Here is a 24,129-nt window from a genome sequence, read left to right as displayed (position 1 = left end):
AGGAGCCATGAACGATTTCGCGTCCACGCCCGAGCTTGTCCTTCTCCCCGCGGTCGACGTCGCCGACGGCAAGGCCGTCCGACTGACCCAGGGCGAGGCCGGCACCGAGACCAGCTACGGCGACCCCGTGGATGCCGCCCTGGATTTCGCGCGTCAAGGCGCGGCCTGGATCCACCTGGTCGACCTGGATGCCGCCTTCGGGCGTGGCAACAACACCGCGGTGATGCGCAAGGTCATCAAGCAGGTCAAGGGCGTGCAGGTCGAGTTGTCCGGTGGCATCCGTGACGATCGCTCGCTCGAAGCCGCCCTCGAGAGCGGCGCGACGCGCATCAACCTCGGTACGGCCGCCCTGGAGAACCCGGAGTGGGCCGCCGACGTCATCAACCGCTACGGCGAGGCGATCGCGGTGGGACTCGACGTGCGCGGTACGACGCTCGCCGCCCGCGGCTGGACGCGTGACGGCGGCGACCTGTGGACGGTCCTCGAGCGCCTCGAGGACGCCGGCTGCAGCCGTTACGTCGTCACCGATGTCACCAAGGACGGCACGCTTCGCGGCCCGAACCTGGAGCTGCTCCGCGAACTCACCCAGCGCACGCCCAAGCCCATCGTGGCGTCGGGCGGCGTGTCGAGCCTCGACGACATCGCCGCGCTCCGCGAGCTCGTGCCGCTCGGCGTCGAGGGCGCGATCGTGGGCAAGGCGCTCTACGCGGGCCAGTTCACCCTGGCCGAGGCGCTGGATGTCGCCGGACACTGACGATCCCCACGGCCACGGTCCGCACCACGGCGGTCCGCGCGCGGATTCGGCCGGCCTCCCGTGGGAGGGGCGGCGGTTCGAGGCCAACCCGCACTCGGGTGACGACGGCTCCGCAGACCCGACGCTGCTCGCCGCGCTCGAGGCGTTCTCCGCCGGTACCGGTGACGCGACCGACGTCGTCGAGGCCTACCGTACGGCGCGTCTGCTGATCCCGCTCGTCGCGGAGAAGGGCGACCACGGCATCGGACCGCACGGGCTCGAGGTCGACAAGACCCAGGAGCTCTCCATCGTCACGGTCGCCGCGCCCGACGGTCGCAAGGTTCTGCCCGTGTTCAGTTCCGTTGCGGCAATGCAGCGCTGGGATGCGACGGCGCGCCCCGTCCCGGCCGACGGTCGTCGGACGGCCCTCGCCGCGGCATCCGAGGACACCGAGCTGATCGTCATCGACCCGACCTCCGACACGGAGTTCGTGCTGCGCCGACCGGCCGTGTGGGCGATCGCGCAGGGCGAGTCGTGGGAGCCGGCCCACGTGGCCCCGGCGGTATTCACGGGGCTGCAGGAGAGCATCTCCGGCGAGCTCGCGGTCCTCGACCTGGCCGTCCAGCCGGGCGACCCGACGGGTCGCCTCCGCGGCCCCGAGCTGGTCGTCCACCTCCAGTTGATGTCGGGTCTGGAGCAGGAGGAATTGGATGCCGTGCTCGCGCGTCTCGCGCGCCGCTGGGCCGCGGACGACCGCATCGCGGTTCTCGTGGACTCGCTGACGGTCAAGCTGCACCGCAGCGCCGACGTCTGACGCGCCGAGTCCCACGCACCCACGGGTGTCACCGAGGAGCCGTCCTGCGGCACAGGCGGAGGGATGCCGTCCTCCCCAGGCGCACCCTGCCCCGCAGCTCTCATGCCCCACGGGTGTCACCGAGGAGATGTCCTGCGGCACAGGCGGAGGGGTGCCCTCCTTTCCAGGCACACCTTGACCCGCAGCTCTCATGCCCCACGGGTGTCACCGAGGAGCCGTCCTGCGGCGGCACAGGGCGGAGGGATGCCGTCCTCTCGAGGCAATCGGGGTAGGGGCCCTGTTCTTGCCTCGAGAGGACGGCATCCCGGAGCCCGGTACCCCCACGGAATGAGCGACCTAGTTGACGGGACCCGTCCACTTTTCGCCCGGCCCCTTACCGATCGGGTCGGGGATGACGGAGGCTTCGCGGAAGGCGAGCTGCAGGGACCGGAGGCCGTCGCGGAGCGAGCGCGCATGCATGTCGCTGATCTCGGGGGCCCCGGCGGTGATGAGACCGGCGAGGGCGTTGATGAGCTTTCGGGCCTCGTCGAGGTCGATCTGCTGCTGGGGGTCGTCGGCGAGTCCGACCTTCACCGCGGCGGCGCTCATCAGGTGCACGGCGGTGGTGGTGATGACCTCGACGGCCGGGACGTCGGCGATGTCGCGGGTGGCGGAGGCGGAGGCGCGCTCCTGCTCCTCCCACCGTGCGAGACGCTCGGGATCCTGTGCGGCGCGGGCGTCGTCGGGGGAAGTCGTGTCCACGTGGTTCTCTCTGCTAGACTGTGGCGGGCTTCGGAGCGTTCTGCTCCGTACGAAAGAGGATCACATCCCACCCGCGCTTGCCGCTCCAGGCTACCGGGTTCCCGCACTCCGCTGCGTTTCGCACGGGGTTGTTCGGGTGCAGAAGCCGGTGCTCATCGCACCGAGCCGGGTGGCGTGTACTCCTCTTCGCCCGTGGTCCACCAGGATCACGGCGGCCGTCATCCGCAGACAAGAGGAGTTCCGCATCAGCGATCCCCGCACCAACGAGCGCATCCGAGTCCCGGAAGTCCGCCTCGTCGGACCCAACGGCGAGCAGGTCGGCATCGTCCGTATCGAAGCTGCGCTACGTCTGGCCCAGGAAGCGGACCTCGACCTGGTCGAGGTCGCGCCGAACTCGCGGCCGCCCGTGGTCAAGATCATGGACTACGGCAAGTTCAAGTACGAGGCTGCCCAGAAGGCCAAGGAAGCGCGTCGCAACCAGGCGAACACCGTCCTCAAGGAGGTCCGGTTCCGTCTGAAGATCGAGGCGCACGACTACACGACCAAGCTGAAGCGCGCCGAGGGCTTCCTGCAGGCGGGTGACAAGGTCAAGGCGATGATCCTGTTCCGCGGTCGTGAGCAGTCCCGTCCCGAGCAGGGTGTGCGCCTGCTCCGTAAGTTCGCCGAGGACGTCGCCGAGTTCGGCACGGTCGAGTCGAACCCCACGATCGACGGCCGCAACATGGTGATGGTGATCGCGCCGCACAAGAACAAGTCCGAGGTCAAGACCGAGCAGAACGCCCAGCGCGCTGCGAACCGTGAAGCGGCCCGGAGCGCCGCCCGCGGCGACTCGGCCCCCGCGGAACAGCCCACCTCGGCACCGGCCGAGTAAGGCCCCCCGAACTCCCGCCCGGCGGGAAACACAACGAAGGAAGAGACATGCCGAAGCAGAAGACCCACTCGGGTGCCAAGAAGCGCTTCAAGGTCACCGGCAGCGGGAAGATCAAGAAGCAGCAGGCGAACCTCCGCCACAACTTCGAGGGCAAGCCCACCAAGCGCACCCGTCGTCTGTCGGCGGACAAGATCCTCGCGCCGGGTGACGCCAAGGTCGCCAAGAAGCTGCTCGGTATCTGAGCGTCCGCGAGATTTAAGGAAGATTAGTCATGGCTAGAGTCAAGCGGGCCGTCAACGCCCACAAGAAGCGTCGCGTCATCCTCGAGCGCGCCTCCGGTTACCGGGGTCAGCGTTCGCGCCTGTACCGCAAGGCGAAGGAGCAGGTCACCCACTCGCTCGTCTACGCGTACCGCGACCGTCGCAAGCGCAAGGGCGACTTCCGTCGTCTGTGGATCCAGCGCATCAACGCCGCGAGCCGCCAGAACGGCCTCACGTACAACCGCTTCATCCAGGGCCTCGGCCTCGCGGGCGTGCAGGTCGACCGTCGCATGCTCGCCGAGCTCGCGGTCAACGAGCCCGCCGTGTTCGCTTCGCTCGTCGCGACGGCCAAGGCCGCGCTGCCCAGCGACGTCAACGCCGCCAAGACCGCGTAAGACCGGTTCTTTCTGAACGGGCGTCCTCTTCGGAGGGCGTCCGTTCGGCGTTTCTGCGCTGGTTCTCGGGGTGCATGCCTCCCGCGCCATACACTGGGGGCGTGCTGGAGAACCCTCGTTCGCCGCGGGTGCGCGCCGTGGCCAAGCTGAGCAAGCGCGCCGCTCGGCAGGAGACCGGTCTGTTCCTCCTCGAGGGTCCGCAGGCTGCGCGGGAGGCGCTGGCGTGGGCGTCCGAGACGGTGCTCGAGCTATATGCGACCCCGACGGCTCTCGAGAAGCACACCGATGTGCGGGACGCGGCGATCGACGCCGGCGTCGACCTGCAGTACACGACCGAGGCGGTCCTGGATGCCATGGCCGACACGGTCACGCCGCAGGGCATCGTCGCGGTGGCCCGGCAGTCGCCGACGGCGCTGAAGGACATCCTCGCGGAGGGCCCGACGCTGCTGGCGATCTGCGAGGAGGTGCGCGACCCGGGGAACCTGGGCACCATCATCCGCGCGGCCGACGCCGCCGGCGCGGACGCCGTGATCCTCACGGGGCGAACGGTCGACCTGTACAACCCCAAGGTGGTGCGTTCCACCACGGGCTCGCTGTTCCACCTCCCCGTGGCGGTCGATCTCGAGCTCGCCGACGTCGTGGAGCGCGTGCACGAGGCCGGTCTCCGCGTCGTCGCGGCCGACGTCGGGGGCGATGACTTCGTGGCATCCCGGGGCTTGCTCTCCCAGCCGACGGCGTGGCTGTTCGGCAACGAGGCCCGCGGTCTCGACGACGCCGCGCTCGCGTTCGCGGACCAGTCGTTGCGCCTCCCCATCTACGGCCGTGCGGAGTCGCTGAACCTCGCCACCGCCGCGAGCGTGTGCCTCTACGAGACGGCGTTCGCGCAGCGTGCAGGCTGAGCCCGGGCTGTTACAGAACGGTTAAGGCCGACGCCACGAGGTGGCGCATTCTGATCCATCTCATAGGGTGGACGGATGGCATCCGTTCCCCCGGCGGGCCCTGAGCCCCTTGTCGTCCTCTCCGACGTGCAGAAGCACTACGGCCAATTCCAGGCGCTGAAGGACATCGATCTCACCGTCGACCGCGGCGAGGTCGTGGTCGTCATCGGCCCGTCCGGCTCCGGCAAGTCGACCCTGTGCCGCACGATCAACCGCCTCGAGACGATCACGAGCGGCACGATCACGATCGATGGCGCTCCGCTCCCCGAAGAGGGGAAGGGTCTCGCGAAGCTGCGCGCCGATGTCGGCATGGTCTTCCAGTCCTTCAACCTCTTCGCTCACCTGACGATCCTCGAGAACGTCACGCTGGGTCCGATCAAGGTCCGCAAGATGAAGAAGGCGGATGCCGAGAAGGAGGCGCGCGCGCTCCTGGACCGTGTGGGCGTCGGGCACCAGGCCGACAAGCTCCCGGCGCAGCTCTCCGGCGGTCAGCAGCAGCGCGTGGCCATCGCCCGCGCGCTGGCGATGAAGCCGAAGGTCATGCTCTTCGACGAACCGACGTCCGCGCTCGATCCCGAGATGATCAACGAGGTCCTCGACGTCATGGTGGGCCTCGCCGCCGACGGCATGACGATGATCGTCGTCACCCACGAGATGGGCTTCGCCCGCAAAGCCGCGAACCGTGTGGTGTTCATGGCCGACGGGCAGATCGTCGAGCAGGCGACCCCCGAGCGCTTCTTCACCCAGCCCGAATCCGACCGAGCGAAGGACTTCCTCTCGAAGCTCATCACCCACTGACTCCGCGGCGGAACGACGGTGTTCCGCTGCCCGCATCGCCTCCGGCACACGTGCCATCCCCCCGTATCCCCTCCGCACAGCACACGTAACCAAGGAGACATCACATGCGTAAAGCACGCTTCCTGACCGGCGCGGGCATCCTCGCCGCCGGACTTCTGGCCCTCACGGCCTGCAACAGCGGCACCCCCGGTTCGCCCGATGCCGGCTCCGGCGAGGGTTCCTCCGACGCCCCCGTCTGGGGCGAGGTAGCGTCGAACGTGACGATCGACGGCAGCCAGACCTTCGAGAAGATCAGCTCGGCGGGCAAGGTCGTCATCGGTGTGAAGGAAGACCAGCCCGGCCTCGGCTACCTCGACCCGGTGACGGGCGAGCGCAAGGGCTTCGACGTCGACATCGCCCGCTGGATCGCCGCCTCGCTCGGCTACGACCCGGCCGACGAGTCGAAGGTCGAGTACAAGGCCATCGCGTCGGCGAACCGCGAGCAGGCGCTGATCAACGGCGACATCGATTATTACGTCGGCACCTACTCGATCACCGACAAGCGCAAGGAGCAGATCTCCTTCGCCGGCCCGTACTTCCTGACCGGTCAGGGGCTGCTGGTCGCGGCCGACGACGACAACATCACCGGCAAGGACTCGCTCACCGCCGACACGACGGTCTGCTCGGTGACCGGCTCCACGCCGATCCAGCGCATCCGCGAGCAGACCCCCGCCAAGGTGGTCGAGTTCGACACCTACTCGCAGTGCGTCGAGAAGCTGAAGAACGGCGAAGTGGATGCCGTCACCACCGACGAGGCCATCCTCCTCGGCTACGCCGCCCAGGACCCCGACAACCTCAAGATCGCGGGCGAGCCCTTCAGTGAGGAGCGCTACGGCGTCGGCCTCACCAAGGGCGACACGGCGTTCCAGGAGTTCGTGAACACGCTGTTCACCGACGGCGGATCGACCTGGCAGGCCATCTTCGAGAAGAACCTCGGTGCCTCGGGCGTCGAGGGCACGCAGCCCGCGGTCGACCCCGCCGGTTGATCACGCGGTGCGGGCGGCGTGAACGCGCCGCCCGCACCTTCGACCTCGTCGATCACGAGAAGACAGGAAGCAACCGGTGAATCAGATTTTCGACTACCCCGACCTGTGGGCGCAGGCCCTGTGGGGGACCGTCGTGCTGTTCGTGGGCGGTGGCGCGATCGCCATCGTGCTCGGGTTCGTCGTCGCGGCGATGCGCGTCTCGCCGGTGCCGATCGCGCGAGCGGTCGGCGCGGTGTATGTGAACTGGATCCGCAACACCCCGCTGACGCTGGTGCTGTTCTTCTTCGCGTTCTGCGTCCCTCTTCTGATCGATGTTCCGCGGGGCTTCTTCCTCCCGCTCGCCGTCTGCGGCCTGGGGATCTACACCGCGACATACGTCGCCGAGACGATCCGCTCCGGCATCAACACGGTGCCGGTCGGACAGGCGGAGGCGGCGCGGGCCCTCGGGCTGGGGTTCGGCCAGGTCATGACGCTCGTGGTCCTCCCGCAGGCGACCCGGTCCGTCATCCCGCCGATGGTCAGTGTCTTCATCGCCCTCCTGAAGAACACCACCGTCGCCTCGGGCTTCTCGGTGGTCAACCTCGGGAACATCCGCGCCAACATGAGCGAGAACGGCGAGAACCAGCTTGTGACGATCGTCCTGGTCATGGTGATCTTCGTCCTGCTCGTGCTGGTGCTGTCGGCTCTCCAGAGCGCCGCCGAGAAGAAGTGGAAGGTGGCCCGATGAGCTCCTCCGTCCTCTACGACCTGCCCGGCCCCCGGGCGCGGCTGCGCAACCGGGTCCTCGGCATCCTGACCCTCGTCCTCGTCGCCGCCGTCGTCGCGTTCGTGGTGTGGCGCTTCGTCGACACCGGACAGTTCTCCGCCGCGAAATGGAACGTCTTCACGTACAGCGCCATCTGGGTGCGCTTCGGCGAGGCGACGCTGGCGACCCTCGCGGCTTTCGCCGCCGCGGCGGTCGGGGCGCTCGTCCTCGGCTTCGTCCTCGCGATCGGGCGCATGTCCGACCATGCGTGGGTGCGGCTCCCCGTCGGCTGGATCGTCGAGATCCTCCGCGCCGTCCCGGTGCTCATCTTCATGCTGCTGCTCTACTACGGGCTCCCGGTCATCGGCATCCGGATGTCGTCGTACTGGGCCGTCGTCATCGCCCTCATCGCATACAACGGCTCGGTGCTGTCGGAGGTCATCCGTGCCGGCGTCGAGTCGCTGCCGCGCGGCCAGCGGGAGGCCGGCTACGCGATCGGCCTGCGCAAGGCCGGGGTCATGCGCCTCGTGCTGCTGCCGCAGGCGATCCGGGCGATGCTGCCCGTGATCATCGCTCAGCTCGTGGTCACCCTCAAGGACACCGCGCTGGGCTTCATCATCACGTACCCCGAGTTGCTGTACTTCGCGCGTCTCCTCGGGTCCAACGGCGAGTACGGCTCGCCGCTGATCCCGGCCGCCATGATCGCGAGCGTGATCTACGTCGCCATGTGCCTCGCCCTGTCGTACGCGGCTCACCGCGTCGAGATCGGCCTGCGCCGCTCGCCGAAGGCGTCCCGCGTCGCCGGCGCCGAGCCTCCCGGCCAGACCGGCACCGACACCGAGCTGATCGTCGCTCAGCGCGGGCGGGGCACGCACGACCCCGGTTCGCCGGCCTAGCGTCCTGGACGGGCGGGGGAGTGTCCCCGCCCGTCGGTAGACTCGGTTCTCGTGTCTGACGCACCCGAGATCACCCCCGAGGCCGTCGCCTCCGCCGTCGATGCCGCGCTCGCGGCCGTCGCCGACGCCGCGACCACGGCCGACCTGAAGGCCGCCCGCTCCGCGCACGCCGGGGAGCAGTCGCCGCTGTCGCGACTCAACGCCCAGTTGCGCAACGTCGCCCCCGAGAACAAGGCCGAGTTCGGCAAGCTCGTCGGGCAGGCGCGGGGGCGCGTGAGCCAGGCGTTCGCCGCGCGCGAGGGCGAGCTCGCCCAGGCCGAGACCGCGGCCCGGCTGGAGGCCGAGCGTGTCGACGTCACGGCCCTCCCGCAGCGCGCGCGCGTCGGTGCACGGCATCCCATCTCGCTCCTCCAGGAGCAGGTCTCCGACATCTTCGTCGGCATGGGGTGGGAGATCGCCGAGGGCCCCGAGCTCGAGCACGAGTGGTTCAACTTCGACGCCCTGAACTTCGACGTCGATCACCCGGCGCGCCAGATGCAGGACACCTTCTTCGTCGATCCCGTCGCCCGCCACTTGGTGATGCGCACGCACACGAGCCCCGTGCAGGTGCGGTCGATGCTCGAACGTGACCTCCCGATCTACGTGCTCTGCCCGGGCCGGGTGTACCGCACCGACGAGTTCGATGCGACGCACCTCCCCGTCTTCACGCAGTTCGAAGGCCTCGTGATCGACAAGGGCATCACGATGGCGCACCTGAAGGGCACGCTCGACCACGCGGCGCGCGTCCTCTTCGGTCCCGAGGCGAAGACGCGTTTCCGCGCCAACTTCTTCCCGTTCACCGAACCGAGCGCCGAGCTCGACCTGTGGCATCCCACCTTCAAGGGCGGGGCGCGCTGGATCGAGTGGGGCGGCTGCGGAATGGTGAACCCCAACGTCCTGCGGGCCGCCGGCATCGACCCCGAGGAGTACTCGGGCTTCGCGTTCGGCATGGGCATCGAGCGCACGCTCATGTTCCGCAGCGACGTCCAAGACATGCGCGACATGGCCGAGGGCGATGTCCGTTTCAGCGAGCAGTTCGGAATGGTGGTCTGATGCGCGTCCCGCTCTCCTGGTTGCGCGAGTACGTCGATGTGCCCGCGGAGGCCACGCCCGAAGACGTCCTGGCGGCCCTGGTCTCCGTCGGCTTCGAAGAAGAGGACGTGCACCGCTTCGAGCTCGAAGGACCCATCGTGGTCGGTCAGGTGAAGGAGTTCACGCCCGAGCCGCAGTCCAACGGCAAGACGATCCGCTGGTGCCAGGTCGACGTCGGCGAAGAGAACGGCGGCGTCCGCGGGATCGTGTGCGGCGCGGGCAACTTCTTCGAGGGCGACAAGGTCGTGGTGACGCTCCCGGGTGCGGTGCTCCCGGGGCCGTTCCCGATCGCCGCCCGCAAGACCTACGGCCACGTGTCCGACGGCATGATCGCCTCGGCGCGCGAGCTCGGTCTCGGCGACGAGCACAACGGCATCCTGCGTCTGGTCGACCTCGGAATCGACGCTCCCGTCGGCACCGACGCGATCGCGCTGCTCGGGCTCGACGACGTCGCCGTGGAGATCAACGTCACTCCCGACCGCGGGTACGCGCTGTCGCTGCGCGGCGTCGCGCGCGAGTACTCGCACGCCACGGGCGCGGCGTTCCGCGACCCCGCCGAGCGGGCGTGGGGCGACCTCGACCCGGGTACCGGCTTCCCGATCGCGGTCGACGACCGGGCGCCGATCCGCGGCCGCGTCGGGGCGACGGAGTTCGTCGCGCGCATCGTCCGCGACGTGGACCCCACCAAGCCGACGCCGGCGTGGATGATCGCGCGGCTGACGCTCGCCGGCATCCGTTCGCTCGGCGTCCTCATCGACATCACGAACTACGTGATGCTCGAGCTCGGCGAGCCGATCCACGGGTACGACCTCGACCGGCTGCAGGGCGGGATCACCGTGCGTCGCGCGACCGCGGGCGAGAAGCTGGAGACGCTCGACGGCAAGGTGCGCACGCTGGATGCCGAAGACCTGCTGATCACCGACGAGTCAGGCCCCATCGGTCTCGCCGGCGTCATGGGCGGCGGCACGACAGAGATGACGGATGCCACTCGTAACGTCCTCATCGAGGCCGCGATCTTCGACACCGTGTCGATCGCGCGCACGGCTCGCCGCCACAAGCTCCCGTCCGAGGCGTCGCGTCGCTTCGAGCGCGGCGTCGACCCGAGAATCCCCTTCGCCGCTGCCCGCCGCGTCGCCGACCTCATGGTCGAGTACGCCGGCGGCACGCTCGACACGGCGGTCGGCGGTGCACTCTTCGCCGAGGTCCACATCGACGGCATCCCGCTCCCGGCCGGTTTCGTCCCGGGTCTCATCGGGGTGGCGTACACGGATGCCGAGATCGAGGGCGCCCTGCGCCTGATCGGCTGCACGGTCGAGCCGCGTGACGGCGACTGGCTGGTCGTGCCGCCGTCGTGGCGCCCCGACCTCACCGACAAGTGGACGCTCGCCGAAGAGGTCGCGCGCATCGAGGGATACGACCGCATTCCGTCGGTGCTTCCCACGCCGCCGTCCGGCCGCGGACTCACCTCGGCGCAGCAGGGCCGACGCCGTGTCGCCAACGCGCTGGCCGCGGCGGGCTTCGTCGAGACGCCGTCGTTCCCGTTCACGACCGCGGAGCAGAACGCCCTGCACGGCTCGCCGTCGGGGGAGTCGCTCCCGAGCGTCAGGCTCGCCAACCCGCTCGACGGGCTGGCGCCGTTCCTGCGTCGCTCGCTCGTCCCGGGTCTCCTGCAGGTCGCTCACCGCAACCTGTCGCGCGGCATCGTCGACCTGGCGCTGTTCGAGGCCGGCACGGTGTTCCTGCCCAAGCCGGGCGTGCAGTACGGCACCGCGTCGGTCCCGCCCCTCGCGGTGCGTCCGGATGCCGCGACGCTGACCGCTCTGGATGCCTCCATCCCGCCGCAGCGTCGGCACGTCGCCGTGCTGCTGACGGGTCACCTCGTGGCCAAGCAGCCGGGCCAGCCCGCGGTTGCGGCAGACCTGGCCGACGCGGTCGACGCCGTGCGCGTGCTGGCCGGGGCCGCCGGTGTCGACATCGAGCTCGTCCAGGCGCAGCGCGCCGCACTCCACCCGGGTCGCACGGCGCGTGTGCTCGTCGCCGGCGTCGACGTGGGCTACGTCGGGGAGCTGCTGCCGACGGTCGCGGCGGAGGCGGATCTTCCGGGTCGTGTGCTGGTCGCCGAACTCGACCTCGACGCGCTGCTCGAGCGCGCGCAGGCGCGCGTGGTCGCGGCGTCGCTGTCCGGGTTCCCGGCGGCGACGCAGGACGTATCCGTGGTCGTGCCGGCGGAGGTCGCCGCGGGCGACGTGCGCGCCGCGCTGCTCGAGGGCGGCGCGCCGCTCATCGAGGGCGCCCGCCTCGTCGATGACTACCGCGGTGCGGGGGTGGCGGCGGGTTCCAAGAGCCTGACGTTCGCGCTGCGCTTCCGCGCCGACGACCGCACGCTCACGGCGGCCGAGGCCTCGGATGCCAAGTTGGCCGGTGTCGCGGTGGCGGCGGAGCGGTTCGGCGCGGCGATCCGCGACGGTGACGCGGGAGCGTGAGTCGGCGTATCGGCGCCGGGGCAGTGGTCTGCCCTCATCGCCGACGCGGGGGCAGTCGGAAGTGGTCGGCGATGAGGGCAGTGCCATGAGCATACCCCCAACTTGTCCCCCAAATGGGGGACAAACTGAAAGAAGTCGCTGGATCACCTTTCGGAACGCTCGGATCGGTCGCCCGGACCCCCGATTTGCCCCCGCCGGGCCGCGCCGGATACTCTCGCGGAATGTCGTCGAACGCCGTCCGCAGCGAGGAGCTCTCCGTGAGCACCGTTGCCGTGCGTCGACGTCGGGTCGCACGCCGAGTCTCGGCGACCTCGTAACCCGCCGTCGGTCGGGCATACGGGCGTCGCCGCCCCGGTTCACGCTCATTGCAGCCACAGCCCCGACTTCTAAGGTGGATCCATGACCCTCTCGGTCGCCGTCTCCGGCGCCTCCGGCTACGCGGGCGGCGAGATCCTTCGTCTGCTCGCCGACCATCCCGACGTGGAGATCCGTACGGTCACGGCGCACGCCAACGCCGGGCAGCGGCTGATCTCCCACCAGCCTCATCTGCGCTCGCTCGCGCACCTCGAGCTGCAGGCCACGACGCCCGAGGTGCTCGCGGGGCACGACGTCGTGTTCCTCGCGCTCCCGCACGGACAGTCCGCGGCCTACACCGATGCCCTCGGTGACACGCCGCTCGTGATCGACGCGGGGGCCGACCACCGGCTCACCTCCGCGGCCGACTGGGCCGCGTTCTACGGCGGCGAGCACGCCGAGCCGTGGGCCTACGGCGTGCCGGAACTCCCCGTCGGCGACGGCAAGCAGCGCGAACTGCTGCGGGGCGCGACGCGGATCGCTGCCCCCGGCTGCAACGCGTCCACGGTGTCGCTGTCGCTGGCTCCCGGCGTCGCCGCGGGTGTCATCGATCCGGGCGACATCGTGTCCGTCCTGGCGGTCGGGCCGAGCGGCGCGGGCAAGTCCGCGAAGACGAACCTGCTCGCGAGCGAGATCCTCGGCACCGCCAACCCGTACGCGGTCGGCGGCACCCACCGGCACATCCCCGAGATCCGGCAGGCCCTGGTCGCCGCCGGGGCACCGGCCGATGGCATCCGGATCTCCTTCACCCCCGTTCTCGTCCCGATGGCGCGCGGGATCCTCGCCACCTCGTCCGCCGCGATCCGCGAAGGGGTCTCGGACGCCGAGATCCGCGCGGCGTGGGAGGACGCGTACACCGACGAGCCGTTCGTCCACGTGCTGCCGGAGGGGACGTTCCCCCGGACGGCGGACGTGCTGGGCGCCAACACCGCACTCCTCGGGCTCGCTATCGACCGCGCGGCGAACCGGGTGGTCGTCGTCGGCGCCGTCGACAATCTGATGAAGGGCACGGCGGGAGCCGCGGTGCAGTCCATGAACATCGCGCTGGGTCTCCGCGAGACCACGGCGCTCCCCACGAATGGAGTCGCCCCGTGAGCGTGACCGTCCCCGCAGGGTTCGAGGCGGCCGGTGTCGCCGTCGGATTGAAGTCGACGGGCGCCCGTGACGTCGCGGTCGTCGTCAACCGCGGCCCGCTCAAGGTCGGCGCCGCCGTCTTCACGTCGAACCGGGCGAAGGCCAATCCGATCCTGTGGTCCGAGCAGGTCGTCCGGGACGGTGTCGTCGAGGCGGTCGTCCTGAACTCGGGAGGCGCCAACTGTTTCACCGGATCGTTCGGATTCCAGACGACGCACCAGACCGCCGAGCGCGCGGCGGAGCTCCTCGGCGTCGGCGCGGGCGACGTGGTCGTGTGCTCGACGGGGCTCATCGGCACGGGCGACGAGGTGTTCCGCGCGAAGGTCCTCGACGGCGTCGAGAAGGGGATCGCCGCCCTCTCCGTCGACGGTGGCGAGGATGCGTCGCTCGCGATCATGACCACCGACTCGCGGCCCAAGCGGGCCGAGCACCGCGGCACGGGGTGGAGCATCGGGGGCATGGCCAAGGGCGCCGGCATGCTCGCCCCGGGCCTCGCGACGATGCTGGTGGTCCTCACCACCGACGCCGTCCTGGACTCGGCCGAGGCCGACGCCGCGCTGCGCGCGGCGACGCGCGTGAGCTTCGACCGCCTCGACTCGGACGGGTGCATGTCGACCAATGACCAGGTGACGCTGCTCGTCAGCGGGGCCAGTGGCATCCGGGTGGATGCCGACGAGTTCGCCGACGCGCTCGCTGCGGTGTGCGACGACCTCGCGGCGCAGCTGCAGGGGGATGCCGAGGGTGCCAGCCACGACATCACGATCCGCGTGGTCGGCGCCGCCTCCGAGGACGACGCCGTCGAGGTGGGGCGCTCGATCGCCCGGAACAACCTCTTCAAGGCCGCGATCTTCGGCAACGACCCGAACTGGGGTCGTGTGCTCGCCGCCATCGGCACCACGCGAGCTGCGTTCGACCCGTACGACGTCGACGTCTGGATGAACGGCGTCCGCGTGTGCTCGGCCGGCGGTCCCGACCGCCCCCGTGAGGAGGTCGACCTGACTCCCCGTGCGACCGATCTCCTCGTCGACCTGCGGGTCGGCGACGCCGCGGCCACGATCCGCACGAACGATCTCACGCACGACTACGTCCACGAGAACAGCGCCTACGCCTCATGAGCGACATCGACCTCCAGGACACCGATCCCGCCCAGGCGAGCGAACGGGCAGTGACGCTCGTCGAGTCGCTGCCGTGGGTGCGCAAGTACCGCGACCAGGTGGTGGTCGTGAAGTACGGCGGCAACGCCATGGTGAGCGATGAGCTCCAGGATGCGTTCGCCGCCGACATCGCCTACCTCCGCTACGTCGGGGTGAAACCGGTCGTCGTGCACGGCGGCGGGCCGCAGATCTCCTCCATGCTGAACCGGCTCGACATCCCGAGCGAGTTCCGCGGGGGCTACCGCGTCACCTCGACCGAGGCGATCGGTGTGGTGCGCATGGTGCTGACCGGGCAGATCAACCCGCAGCTCGTCGCCAAGGTCAACGCCCACGGCCCACTCGCGACCGGGCTCAGCGGAGAGGATGCCGGACTCTTCGGCGGCCGTCGCCGCGGCGTCGTGGTCGACGGCGTGGAGCACGACCTCGGCCGCGTCGGCGACGTCGTCACGGTCGACCCGCAGCCGGTCCTCGACCACCTCGCCGCCGGCCGCGTGCCGATCGTCTCGTCGATCGCGCCCGACCTGGACAACCCGGGGACCTCGCTCAACGTCAACGCGGATGCCGCGGCGGCCGCGCTCGCGGTCGCGCTCAACGCGAAGAAGCTCGTCGTCCTCACGGACGTGCCCGGGCTGTACGCGGATTGGCCGAACCGCGACTCGCTCGTGTCGCACCTGACGTCGACCGAGCTGCGCGCGATGGTCCCGAAGCTCGAGTCGGGCATGATCCCGAAGATGCAGGCGTGCCTCGACGCGGTCGACGGGGGAGTGCCCACGGCCGCCATCATCGACGGACGGGTGCCGCACTCGGTGCTCGTCGAACTCTTCACCAGTAAAGGAATCGGAACGGAGGTGGTCGCGTGAACGCGGACACGACACAGGAATCCCCGGGCTCGCGCGGCCCGTCCTGGCAGGAGGATGCCGGACGCGACCTCGTCCGCAGCTTCGGCGACCGCATGGCCCTGTTCGTCCGCGGTGAGGGCGCGTACGTGTGGGACGGCGACGGCAAGAAGTACCTCGATTTCCTCGCCGGCATCGCGGTCGACGCGCTCGGTCACGCCCACCCGGCGTTCGTCGAGGCCGTGGCGACGCAGGCGGCGACGCTCGCGCACGTCTCCAACTACTTCGCGACGCCCCCGCAGCTCGCGCTCGCCGCGCGTCTCAAGCGGCTCGCCGGCACCGGGGATTCCGGGCGCGTCTACTTCGCCAACTCGGGCGCCGAGGCGAACGAAGCGGCGTTCAAGCTGGCCCGGCTGCACGGGCGCGGCACCGACCGGACCCGCATCCTGACGCTCAAAGGCGGGTTCCACGGCCGCACGATGGGCGCCCTGGCGCTCACCGGCAAGCCCGCGCTCCAGGCCGACTTCCTCCCGATGATCGCCGGTGTCGAGCACATCGACGCGACGATCGAGGCGCTCGAGGCCGCGGTGGACGAACACGTCGCCGCCTTCATCGTCGAGCCGATCCAGGGTGAGGCCGGTGTGGTCGAACTGCCCGAGGGGTATCTCGAGGCGGCCCGGGAGATCACCGCGCGCCACGGCGCACTGCTGATCGTGGACGAGATCCAGACCGGCGCGGGCCGTACGGGCGCGTGGTTCGCGTTCCAGCACGCGGGGATCGTTCCGGATGCCATCACGGTGGCGAAGGGCATCGGAGGCGGGTTCCCGATCGGCGCTCTCATCACGTTCGGCGCGGCCAGCGACCTTTTCTTCCCGGGCACCCACGGCTCGACCTTCGGTGGCAACGCGCTGGGCACCGCCGTGGCGGGCGCCGTCCTGCAGGAGATCGAGTCCGCGGACCTCGTCGGCAACGCGGCAGAACGCGAGGCGCAGCTGCGCGACGGCATCGCCGCCCTCGGCTCGCCCCTCATCGCGGGTGTGCGCGGCCGGGGACTCCTCCTCGGCGTGGCGCTGACCCACCCGGTCGCCAAGGCCATCGTGGCCGCGGCGCAGGAGCACGGGCTCATCGTCAACGCCGCGAACGACGAGACGATCCGCCTCGCCCCACCGCTCATCATCGGGGATGCCGAGATCGCCGAGTTCCTGGATCTCTTCGGCGCTGCGCTGGCCACCGTGGCCGATGCCCTCATCATCGAAGGAGTTCCCGCGTGACCCGCCACCTGCTGCGCGACGACGACCTGTCCCCGGCCGAGCAGGCCGAGATCCTGGATCTCGCGCTCGAGCTGAAGAAGGACCGCTGGGCCCAGAAGCCGCTGGCCGGTCCGCAGACCGTCGCCGTGATCTTCGACAAGTCCTCGACTCGTACGCGCGTGTCCTTCGCGGTCGGCATCGCCGATCTGGGCGGTTCGCCGCTCATCATCTCCACCGCGAACAGCCAGCTCGGCGGCAAGGAGACCCCTTCCGACACGGCGCGCGTCCTCGAGCGGCAGGTCGCCGCCATCGTGTGGCGCACCTACGCCCAGGCGGGCCTCGAGGAGATGGCCCGCGGGACCCGCGTCCCGGTCGTGAACGCTCTGAGCGACGACTTCCACCCGTGCCAGCTGCTCGCCGATCTGCTCACGATCCGTGAGCACAAGGGTGAGCTCAAGGGTCTCACGCTGTCGTTCTTCGGTGACGGCCAGAGCAACATGGCGCACTCGTACGTGCTCGCCGGGGTCACCGCCGGGATGCACGTCCGCGTCGCGTCGCCCGCGGACTACGCGCCCCGTCCGGACGTGATCGCGGATGCCGAGCGCATCGCCGTCACGACCGGCGGTTCGATCACGTTGATCGACGACCCCGCGGCCGCGGCATCCGGGGCCGACGTCGTCGTCACCGACACCTGGGTCTCGATGGGCAAGGAAGAGGAGAAGATCGCACGCATCCGCGATCTCGGCGGATTCAAGGTCACCACTGACCTCATGTCGCGGGCCGACGAGGACGCGATCTTCATCCACTGCCTCCCCGCCGACCGCGGCTACGAGGTCGAGGCCGAGGTCATCGACGGCCCGCAGAGCGTCGTGTGGGACGAGGCCGAGAACCGGCTGCACGCCCAGAAGGCGCTGCTGGTGTGGCTGCTGCGCCAGGACTGACGCCGCGCGCGAACCGGGCGTGGCGCCGTTTCGACGGCCCCGCTCGGCTCGTCGGGATCGATCTGGCGCGCGGACTCGCGGTGCTCGGCATGTTCGCCGCGCACCTGCTGACGATCGAGGAGACGTTCGCGCCGGACGATCCCGCGACGTGGCTCGACGTGGTGAACGGCCGCTCGTCGATCCTGTTCGCCACCCTTGCGGGCCTGTCGATCGCACTCGTCACCGGTGGCCCGCGTCCGATCGAGGGGCCCGCGCGCATCCGGGCGTCGGCCCGCTTGGCGATGCGCGGCGGACTGCTGTGGGGGATCGGCATCCTGCTGGTGATGACCGGGGTGCCGGTGTACGTGATCCTCCCGGCCTACGCCCTGTTGTTCGCGCTGTCGTTGCCGTTCCTCGGCCTGCGGTCGAGCCGGCTGTTCCTCGCGGCGGCGATCGCCGCGGCCGTGATGCCGTGGATCCAGCCGTTGCTCGACGCCGCACCGATCTGGTCGGGCCCGGCAGGAGACGACCTCGCCGCGTTCGTGGGATGGCACTATCCGTTCCCGGTGTGGATCGCCTTCCTCCTCGCCGGGATGGGCGTGGGTCGCCTCGACCTCCACAGGGTGCGTGTCCAGGTGCTGGTCACGGTGGTCGGGATCGCGGTGTCCGCCCTCGGCTACGGCCTGGCTTCGGTCGCTCCTCCGGGAACCCCGTACCTCGCGGCGGTCCTGACCGCGGAGGCGCATTCCTCGGGACTGGGCGAGATCATCGGCTCCGGCGGTTTCGCGATCGCGGTGATCGGGCTGTGCCTGCTGATCTGCCGAACGCCGGTGCGGTGGGTGGCGATTCCCCTCCGCGCGGTCGGCTCCATGCCGCTGACCGCCTACGTGGCGCACATCGTCGTCTGGGCCGTCTTCGCGGTCGCCGTTCTCGGCGACGCCTCCGACCTGTCGGGCGTGCGCGAGGCGGGTCTCTTCCTCCCGCTGACCGTGGGAATCGTGGCGGGCTGCACGGCGTGGGCTCTTCTCGTCGGCCGCGGACCGCTCGAGGCCGTCATCGACGGATTCGTGCGTCGCGTCGTGGGTCCCCCCACCCGACCGGATGCCACGCCCCCGGCGGCCGCGGTCTGAGCGGCCGGGTGGTGTCCGCCGCTCTCGCTAGGCTGGGAGCATGAGCAGTGAGACCGGTCAGGGCACGAACGAGGGCGCGCTGTGGGGCGCCCGTTTCTCCGGCGGGCCGTCTCCCGAGCTCGCCGCGCTGAGCCGCTCCACCCACTTCGACTGGGACCTCGCGCTCTACGACATCGCCGGGTCGCACGCGCACGCCGCGGCCCTCGAAGCCGCGGGCTACCTCTCCGCCGATGAGGCCCGTGAGATGCACGCCGGTCTCGACGCTATCGCCGATCGCGTACGGGCGGGCACGCTCGTCGCCGCCCCCGGCGACGAAGACGTGCACGGTGCGCTCGAGCGCGTGCTGATCGAGACCGTGGGAGCAGCCCTGGGCGGAAAGCTCCGGGCCGGTCGCAGCCGCAACGACCAGATCGCCACGCTCGTGCGCCTCTACCTGCTCGATCACGCGCGCACGATCACGCGCGAACTCCTCCGGCTCATCGACGCGCTCGTCGCCCAGGCGACCGCACACGAGTCGGCCATCATGCCCGGGCGCACGCACCTGCAGCACGCACAGCCGGTGCTCCTCGCCCACCATCTCCAGGCCTACGGCTGGGCGTTCGTGCGCGGTATCGAGCGCCTGCGCGACTGGTCCGTGCGCGCTTCCGTCTCGCCGTACGGCGGCGGCGCGCTCGCCGGGGCGACGCTCGGTCTCGACCCGCAGCTGGTCGCCGACCGGCTCGGGCTCGCCCGTCCGGCCGAGAACTCGCTCGACGGCACGGCCTCGCGCGACGTCGTGGCCGAGTTCGCCTTCATCGCGGCGATGATCGGCGTCGACCTGTCTCGCCTCGCCGAAGACGTGATCCTGTGGAACACGCGCGAGTTCGGGTTCGTGACCCTCGACGACGCGTACTCCACCGGGTCGAGCATCATGCCGCAGAAGAAGAACCCCGACATCGCGGAGCTGGCGCGCGGCAAGGCCGGCCGGTTGATCGGCAACCTCTCGGGCCTGCTCGCAACGCTGAAGGGCCTCCCGCTCGCGTACAACCGCGACCTGCAGGAGGACAAGGAGCCGGTGTTCGACTCCGTGCGCACCCTGGAGCTCGTCCTTCCGGCCTTCTCCGGCATGATCTCCACCCTCCGCTTCCACACCGAGCGCATGGCGGAGCTCGCCCCGCAGGGCTTCTCCCTCGCGACGGACGTCGCCGAGTGGCTGGTGCGGCAGGGCGTGGCGTTCCGTGACGCCCACGAGATCTCGGGCGCTCTCGTCCGTGCGTGCGAGGAGCGCGGGATCGGTCTCGAGGATGCCGATGACGCCCTGTTGGCATCCGTGTCCCCGTCCCTCACGCCGGACGTCCGCGGAGTGCTGACCATCGAGGGGTCGGTCGCGAGTCGCACGGGTGCGGGCGGCACCGCCCCCGCCCGCGTGGCGGAGCAGCGCACCGAACTGGTCGCCCGGGCGCAGTCCGCGGCCCACGCCCTGTCCCTCTGATTAGCCAAACACTTATAAAACCGCCCCCATAAGCAATACGCTTATCCCATGACCGCCGCTGTGATCGCCGATATCGTCCGCTCGCGAGAGTTGGACGATCGGACGGCCGCGCAGCGCGCGATCGAGACGGCGGTCGCCCGCGCGGAGGCCGACGTCCCGCTCGCCGTCGCTCCTCTGACGGCCGTCGTCGGCGACGAGCTGCAGGCCGAGTACCCCACGGTCGCCGCGGCGGCGGCGGCGTTGCTCCTCGTGCGCCTGAACCTGCCGGACGGGGTCGAGTGCCGCTTCGGCGTGGGCGTCGGCGACGTCCGGCCGGTGGAACTGGGGGATCGGACGATCCCCGAGGGCCCCGCGTGGTGGGCCGCGCGTGCCGCGATCGAGCGGATCGAGGCCGTCCAGCAACGCGTCGCGCCGCTCGCGCGCACCTGGTTCGAGGCGCAGGAGGGAGCGGATGCCGAGGTGCGGCAGAGCGTCGCGCTCGCGAACGCCTACGCGCTGTCTCGCGATCAGCTCGTCTCGTCGATGAGCGAACGCGCGCGGCGCCTGACGTACGGCCGGTGCCTCGGCCGGTCGCAGCGCGAGCTCGCCGGAGACGAGGGCATCACCCAGTCCGCGGTGTCTCAGGCCCTGGCATCCGCCGGATCGGCCGCCGTCGTCGAGGGATTCCTCGCCCTGACCGGGGGAGGCGCCGCATGATCGCCGCCGCACTGCTCCTCGTCGCCGTCGGCGGAGTCGACCTGTTGCGTCGACTCATCGTCGGGCGTCGACGCATCGCGTTCGCCATCGCGGGCGTCGTGCTCGTGGCCGTCTCAGCCGGAGCGGATGCCATCGTCGCGGGCCTCCTCGCGGTCGCCGTCGCCGCGATCTGGACGTGGGTCGTGCCGGAGAGCGGTCCCGCCCGCGCGGGGCTGTGGCCGGTCGGTCTGCTCGGCGTCGCGGTCGCGGCGTGTGTGGTGGCGGCGCCCGCTCGGCCGCACCCCGGACTCCTCGGTGCCGTCTGGGAAGCGTACGGTCCGCGCGCCGGCATCTCGCTGGATGTCGTGCTGCTGGTGGCGGGCTGCCTGCTGTTCCTCCTCGAGTCCGGCAATGCCGTCGTCCGCATCGCCCTCCGCGCCGAGATGGGGGAGCGGGTGCTGCCCGATGCGGGTGACGCGCCGACGACGCTCAAGGGCGGCCGTCTCATCGGCCCGCTCGAGCGGATCCTTGTCTTCGCGTTGACCCTGGCGGGGGCCTATCCGCTGCTGGCCGCGGTTCTCGCGGCGAAGGGCATCGTGCGTTTCCCCGAGATCTCGCGCGACGGCGAGGGCGGCGATCGCGCGGAGTACTTCCTCATCGGCAGTCTCGTGAGCTGGGTCACCGGGCTGGCGGCGGCGTTCGTCGTGTGGTGGAGCCTGCACGCGACGTGAGCCGGGCGGCATCCGGGCCGATGCGCCGCCGCTGATAGCCTGGAAGGGTGTCCGCGCCCTCCGAAGAGCTCTCCGTTCGCGCCGTCGCGCCCGCCAACGATCCCGCTTTCACCTCGGTGTGGGACGAGCTCGTCTGGCGCGGCCTGATCCACGTCTCGACCGACCAGGACGAGCTGCGCGACCTGCTTTCCGGGCCTCCCATCGTCTTCTACTGCGGCTTCGACCCGACGGCCCCCAGCCTGCACCTCGGCAACCTGGTCCAGCTGCTCACGATGCGTCGACTGCAGCTCGCGGGGCACCGCCCCCTGGGCCTGGTGGGCGGCTCGACCGGTCTCATCGGCGATCCCCGTCCGACGGCGGAGCGCACGCTCAACACGCGCGAGACCGTCGCCGAGTGGGTCGATCGGCTGCGGACCCAGGTGGAACGCTTCCTGAGCTTCGAGGGTGACAGCGCGGCGCGCATGGTCAACAACCTCGACTGGACCGCCCCGCTCGGCGCGATCGATTTTCTCCGCGAGATCGGCAAGCACTTCCGCGTCGGGACGATGCTGAAGAAGGATGCCGTGAGCGCCCGTCTCAATTCCGAGGCCGGCATCAGCTACACCGAGTTCAGCTACCAGATTCTCCAGGGCCTGGACTATCTCGAGCTGTTCCGCGCCTACGGCTGCGTCTTGCAGACGGGCGGCAGCGACCAATGGGGCAACCTCACCAGCGGCACCGACCTCGTGCGCCGCGTCGAGGGCGCCTCGGTCCACGCCATCGGCACCCCGCTCATCACGAACAGCGACGGGACGAAGTTCGGCAAGAGTGAGGGCAATGCGATCTGGCTGGATGCCGAGATGTGCAGCCCGTGGGCGATGTACCAGTTCTGGCTCAACACCGACGACCGTGATGTCGTCGAGCGTCTGAAGGTGTTCACGTTCCTCACCCGCGCCGAGATCGAGGAGTACGAGCGCCTCGTCGCCGAAGAACCGTTCCGGCGCGCCGCGCAGAAGCGGTTGGCGCGCGAGGTCGTGACGACGGTGCACGGCACGGAGGCGACCGAGGCCGTCATCGCGGCCACCGAGGCCCTCTTCGGGCAGGGCGATCTGACGGCTCTGGATGCCGCGACGCTGCGCAGCGCGCTCGACGAACTGCCGCACGCGGTGCTGCCGCCCGGGGCGACGGTGGTCGACGCCCTCACGGCGACGGGGCTCGTGAGCAGCCTGAGCGAGGCGCGCCGAGCGATCGCGCAGGGCGGTGTCTCGCTGGACGGCGAGAAGGTCTCGTCCGACGAGGCCGTGGTGACCGGCGGTCTTCCCGGGGGCGTCTCGGTCCTCCGCCGCGGAAAGAAGACGCTCGCCGGAGTGTTCGTCGGCTGATGCCTTTCACGCCGAGCCATGCCGTCGTCGCGCTCCCTTTCGTGCGCACGCGGCTGGTGCTGGCGGCGATCGCCGTCGGGGCGATGACCCCCGACCTGCCGTTATTCCTCCGCGGAATGTGGCCCGACTACTCGATGACGCACGATCCCGCGTGGGTGGTCGTCACCTCGGCACTCGCGCTCGTGCTGTTCCTGCTCTGGCGCTGCGTCCTGCGGCCCGCGGTCCGCGAGCTTTCCCCGCGCGCTGTCGCCGAACGTCTGCCGTCGCGGTGGGATGCCGGCTGGCGCGAGGGGCTCCGCGAGTCGCTCGGCGGGGGAGCCGTGGCGCTGATCTGGCTCATCGTGTCGCTGGCGTTCGGGGTCCTGACCCACATCGCATGGGATCTCTTCACGCACGAGGGACGACTCGGCGTGGAGCTGATGCCCGCGTTGGAGGATCAATGGGGCCCTCTTCCCGGAGTGAAGTGGCTGCAGTACGGTTCGAGCGCGTTCGGGCTGATCGTGCTCGCCGTCTACGGCCTCGTCTGGGTGACGCGGCGCGGCGCGGGTCCGGTGCGTCGGGTGCTGTCCGATGTCGTTCGCCTCATCTGGTGGCTGTCGCTGCCCGTGGCTCTCATCGTCGGGGGAGCGATCGCGGTCTCCGTGAGTGCGTCCCTCGGTGAAGCGATGACGCCGACCGCGCTGGTCTATGGCGTTCTCACGCGTATCGCTGCCGCATGGGCGATCGTGTCGGTTCTGCTCGCTGTCACGGTCCAGGTCGTACGGCGGGCCTATATCCGCGTGTTTCCGGGGTCTTCGCTTCGCGACACGCCCGGGCTGAGGCGCTGATTGGACGAGTCGCCCGGATCCGCGTAACTTATTACTTGTTCGCCCCACAGGGGAGAGCGGAGCGGCCGGAAGGCCCCGCGTCCTCTCAAGCGGCTAACCACCCCGATCAGAACTTGTGAGCTTCGGCTTGTGGGTATACGATCGGATTCTGCCACTCGGCGCTTGTCTTCCATGACTGAATCTTCTGATTCGACTCGTGGGTTGTGACGTGCCTGTGGCGCATCAGGTAGTGAAGTTGCCTCGCGGGTAGGTCGAGAGATCGTTTCTGTGGGTGCGTCCGTTCCTTGAGAACTCAACAGCGTGCACTTGTCAAATGCCAATTTATTCCTCGTCGGTCCGTTTTTCGGATTGCGAGAAATTCCTTTGGATCAAAGTCCAACTCCTTTCGGGGGTTGGCATTGGATACGTCAGTAATGATGTTTCTCTTTGGTCAGATTGAACTCGTCTGTCCCGGCC

The 24,129-nt window shown here is 70.1% G+C and carries 24 protein-coding genes; 23 read left to right on the top strand and 1 reads right to left on the bottom strand.

Going from position 1 to position 24,129, the window contains the following annotated elements; translation table 11 throughout:
• The first annotated feature begins 7 nt into the window (after positions 1-7).
• The gene (gene priA / locus AVW09_RS10030) at positions 8-754 is read left to right on the top strand and encodes a bifunctional 1-(5-phosphoribosyl)-5-((5-phosphoribosylamino)methylideneamino)imidazole-4-carboxamide isomerase/phosphoribosylanthranilate isomerase PriA (RefSeq protein ID WP_022879027.1); all 747 of its coding nucleotides are present in this window, start codon (positions 8-10) and stop codon (positions 752-754) included.
• Entirely contained in the window at positions 738-1,547 is an 810-nt protein-coding gene (locus tag AVW09_RS10025; protein WP_063257944.1) for an SseB family protein, read from the top strand. The genes priA and AVW09_RS10025 overlap by 17 nt, the downstream gene beginning before the upstream one ends.
• Before the next feature lie 336 nt (positions 1,548-1,883).
• Here AVW09_RS10025 and AVW09_RS10020 read toward each other — a convergent pair whose 3' ends face one another.
• A complete protein-coding gene (locus AVW09_RS10020) occupies positions 1,884-2,288 on the bottom strand; it encodes a DUF1844 domain-containing protein (protein WP_063257943.1) in 405 nt (134 codons plus the stop codon).
• Positions 2,289-2,508: 220 nt separating this feature from the next.
• On the opposite strand from AVW09_RS10020, the gene infC reads away from it, so the two are divergent.
• The 21 genes from infC (at position 2,509) to AVW09_RS09915 (ending at position 23,673) form a co-directional block, all read left to right on the top strand.
• The gene (infC, locus tag AVW09_RS10015; protein WP_231901820.1) at positions 2,509-3,159 is read left to right on the top strand and encodes a translation initiation factor IF-3; all 651 of its coding nucleotides are present in this window, start codon (positions 2,509-2,511) and stop codon (positions 3,157-3,159) included.
• 47 nt (positions 3,160-3,206) lie between these two features.
• On the top strand, positions 3,207-3,401 hold the full coding sequence (gene rpmI / locus AVW09_RS10010; RefSeq protein WP_005048908.1) for a 50S ribosomal protein L35: 195 nt from the start codon (positions 3,207-3,209) through the stop codon (positions 3,399-3,401).
• A 29-nt stretch (positions 3,402-3,430) separates the two neighbouring features.
• Positions 3,431-3,814, top strand: coding sequence for a 50S ribosomal protein L20 (gene rplT / locus AVW09_RS10005; RefSeq protein ID WP_063257942.1), 384 nt, complete (start codon positions 3,431-3,433; stop codon positions 3,812-3,814).
• 101 nt (positions 3,815-3,915) lie between these two features.
• Positions 3,916-4,713, top strand: a complete 798-nt coding sequence (locus tag AVW09_RS10000) for a TrmH family RNA methyltransferase (protein ID WP_026095919.1) — start codon at positions 3,916-3,918, stop codon at positions 4,711-4,713.
• Positions 4,714-4,788: 75 nt separating this feature from the next.
• Positions 4,789-5,550, top strand: a complete 762-nt coding sequence (locus AVW09_RS09995; RefSeq protein WP_063257941.1) for an amino acid ABC transporter ATP-binding protein — start codon at positions 4,789-4,791, stop codon at positions 5,548-5,550.
• A gap of 104 nt (positions 5,551-5,654) precedes the next feature.
• Positions 5,655-6,575 (top strand): glutamate ABC transporter substrate-binding protein, encoded by a 921-nt coding sequence (locus AVW09_RS09990; RefSeq protein ID WP_063257940.1) that lies wholly within the window; start codon positions 5,655-5,657, stop codon positions 6,573-6,575.
• Between the two features lie 76 nt (positions 6,576-6,651).
• The gene (locus tag AVW09_RS09985; RefSeq protein ID WP_063257939.1) at positions 6,652-7,302 is read left to right on the top strand and encodes an amino acid ABC transporter permease; all 651 of its coding nucleotides are present in this window, start codon (positions 6,652-6,654) and stop codon (positions 7,300-7,302) included.
• Entirely contained in the window at positions 7,299-8,216 is a 918-nt protein-coding gene (locus AVW09_RS09980; RefSeq protein WP_063257938.1) for an amino acid ABC transporter permease, read from the top strand. The genes AVW09_RS09985 and AVW09_RS09980 overlap by 4 nt, the downstream gene beginning before the upstream one ends.
• A gap of 51 nt (positions 8,217-8,267) precedes the next feature.
• Positions 8,268-9,308, top strand: coding sequence for a phenylalanine--tRNA ligase subunit alpha (pheS, locus tag AVW09_RS09975; RefSeq protein ID WP_063257937.1), 1,041 nt, complete (start codon positions 8,268-8,270; stop codon positions 9,306-9,308).
• Positions 9,308-11,830, top strand: a complete 2,523-nt coding sequence (pheT, locus tag AVW09_RS09970; protein WP_063257936.1) for a phenylalanine--tRNA ligase subunit beta — start codon at positions 9,308-9,310, stop codon at positions 11,828-11,830. Before pheS ends, pheT begins: the two co-directional genes overlap by 1 nt.
• A 399-nt stretch (positions 11,831-12,229) precedes the next feature.
• Positions 12,230-13,279 (top strand): N-acetyl-gamma-glutamyl-phosphate reductase, encoded by a 1,050-nt coding sequence (gene argC, locus AVW09_RS09965; RefSeq protein ID WP_063257935.1) that lies wholly within the window; start codon positions 12,230-12,232, stop codon positions 13,277-13,279.
• Positions 13,276-14,433, top strand: coding sequence for a bifunctional glutamate N-acetyltransferase/amino-acid acetyltransferase ArgJ (gene argJ / locus AVW09_RS09960; protein ID WP_063257934.1), 1,158 nt, complete (start codon positions 13,276-13,278; stop codon positions 14,431-14,433). Before argC ends, argJ begins: the two co-directional genes overlap by 4 nt.
• A complete protein-coding gene (gene argB / locus AVW09_RS09955; protein WP_022879121.1) occupies positions 14,430-15,332 on the top strand; it encodes an acetylglutamate kinase in 903 nt (300 codons plus the stop codon). The genes argJ and argB overlap by 4 nt, the downstream gene beginning before the upstream one ends.
• Positions 15,329-16,579: an acetylornithine transaminase gene (locus tag AVW09_RS09950; RefSeq protein ID WP_082822916.1), complete on the top strand. Its 1,251-nt coding sequence runs from the start codon at positions 15,329-15,331 to the stop codon at positions 16,577-16,579. Before argB ends, AVW09_RS09950 begins: the two co-directional genes overlap by 4 nt.
• Positions 16,576-17,499, top strand: a complete 924-nt coding sequence (argF, locus tag AVW09_RS09945; protein ID WP_063257933.1) for an ornithine carbamoyltransferase — start codon at positions 16,576-16,578, stop codon at positions 17,497-17,499. The genes AVW09_RS09950 and argF overlap by 4 nt, the downstream gene beginning before the upstream one ends.
• Positions 17,478-18,608 carry a heparan-alpha-glucosaminide N-acetyltransferase domain-containing protein gene (locus AVW09_RS09940; protein WP_082822915.1) on the top strand — a complete coding sequence of 377 codons (1,131 nt, stop codon included), beginning with the start codon at positions 17,478-17,480 and terminating at the stop codon, positions 18,606-18,608. Before argF ends, AVW09_RS09940 begins: the two co-directional genes overlap by 22 nt.
• 40 nt (positions 18,609-18,648) lie before the next feature.
• Positions 18,649-20,079, top strand: a complete 1,431-nt coding sequence (gene argH / locus AVW09_RS09935) for an argininosuccinate lyase (protein ID WP_063257932.1) — start codon at positions 18,649-18,651, stop codon at positions 20,077-20,079.
• A gap of 48 nt (positions 20,080-20,127) precedes the next feature.
• The gene (locus tag AVW09_RS09930; protein ID WP_063257931.1) at positions 20,128-20,775 is read left to right on the top strand and encodes a SatD family protein; all 648 of its coding nucleotides are present in this window, start codon (positions 20,128-20,130) and stop codon (positions 20,773-20,775) included.
• Positions 20,772-21,485: a hypothetical protein gene (locus AVW09_RS09925; protein ID WP_063257930.1), complete on the top strand. Its 714-nt coding sequence runs from the start codon at positions 20,772-20,774 to the stop codon at positions 21,483-21,485. Before AVW09_RS09930 ends, AVW09_RS09925 begins: the two co-directional genes overlap by 4 nt.
• A 47-nt stretch (positions 21,486-21,532) precedes the next feature.
• Positions 21,533-22,846: a tyrosine--tRNA ligase gene (tyrS, locus tag AVW09_RS09920; protein ID WP_063257929.1), complete on the top strand. Its 1,314-nt coding sequence runs from the start codon at positions 21,533-21,535 to the stop codon at positions 22,844-22,846.
• Positions 22,846-23,673, top strand: a complete 828-nt coding sequence (locus AVW09_RS09915) for a DUF4184 family protein (RefSeq protein WP_063257928.1) — start codon at positions 22,846-22,848, stop codon at positions 23,671-23,673. The genes tyrS and AVW09_RS09915 overlap by 1 nt, the downstream gene beginning before the upstream one ends.
• Positions 23,674-24,129: the final 456 nt, after the last annotated feature.

The sequence above is a fragment of the Microbacterium sp. T32 genome, assembly GCF_001619615.1.
In the GTDB taxonomy this organism is placed as follows: domain Bacteria; phylum Actinomycetota; class Actinomycetes; order Actinomycetales; family Microbacteriaceae; genus Microbacterium.
Note: the sequence above shows the minus strand (reverse complement) of the source record. Positions and strands in the feature narration are given on the sequence as shown.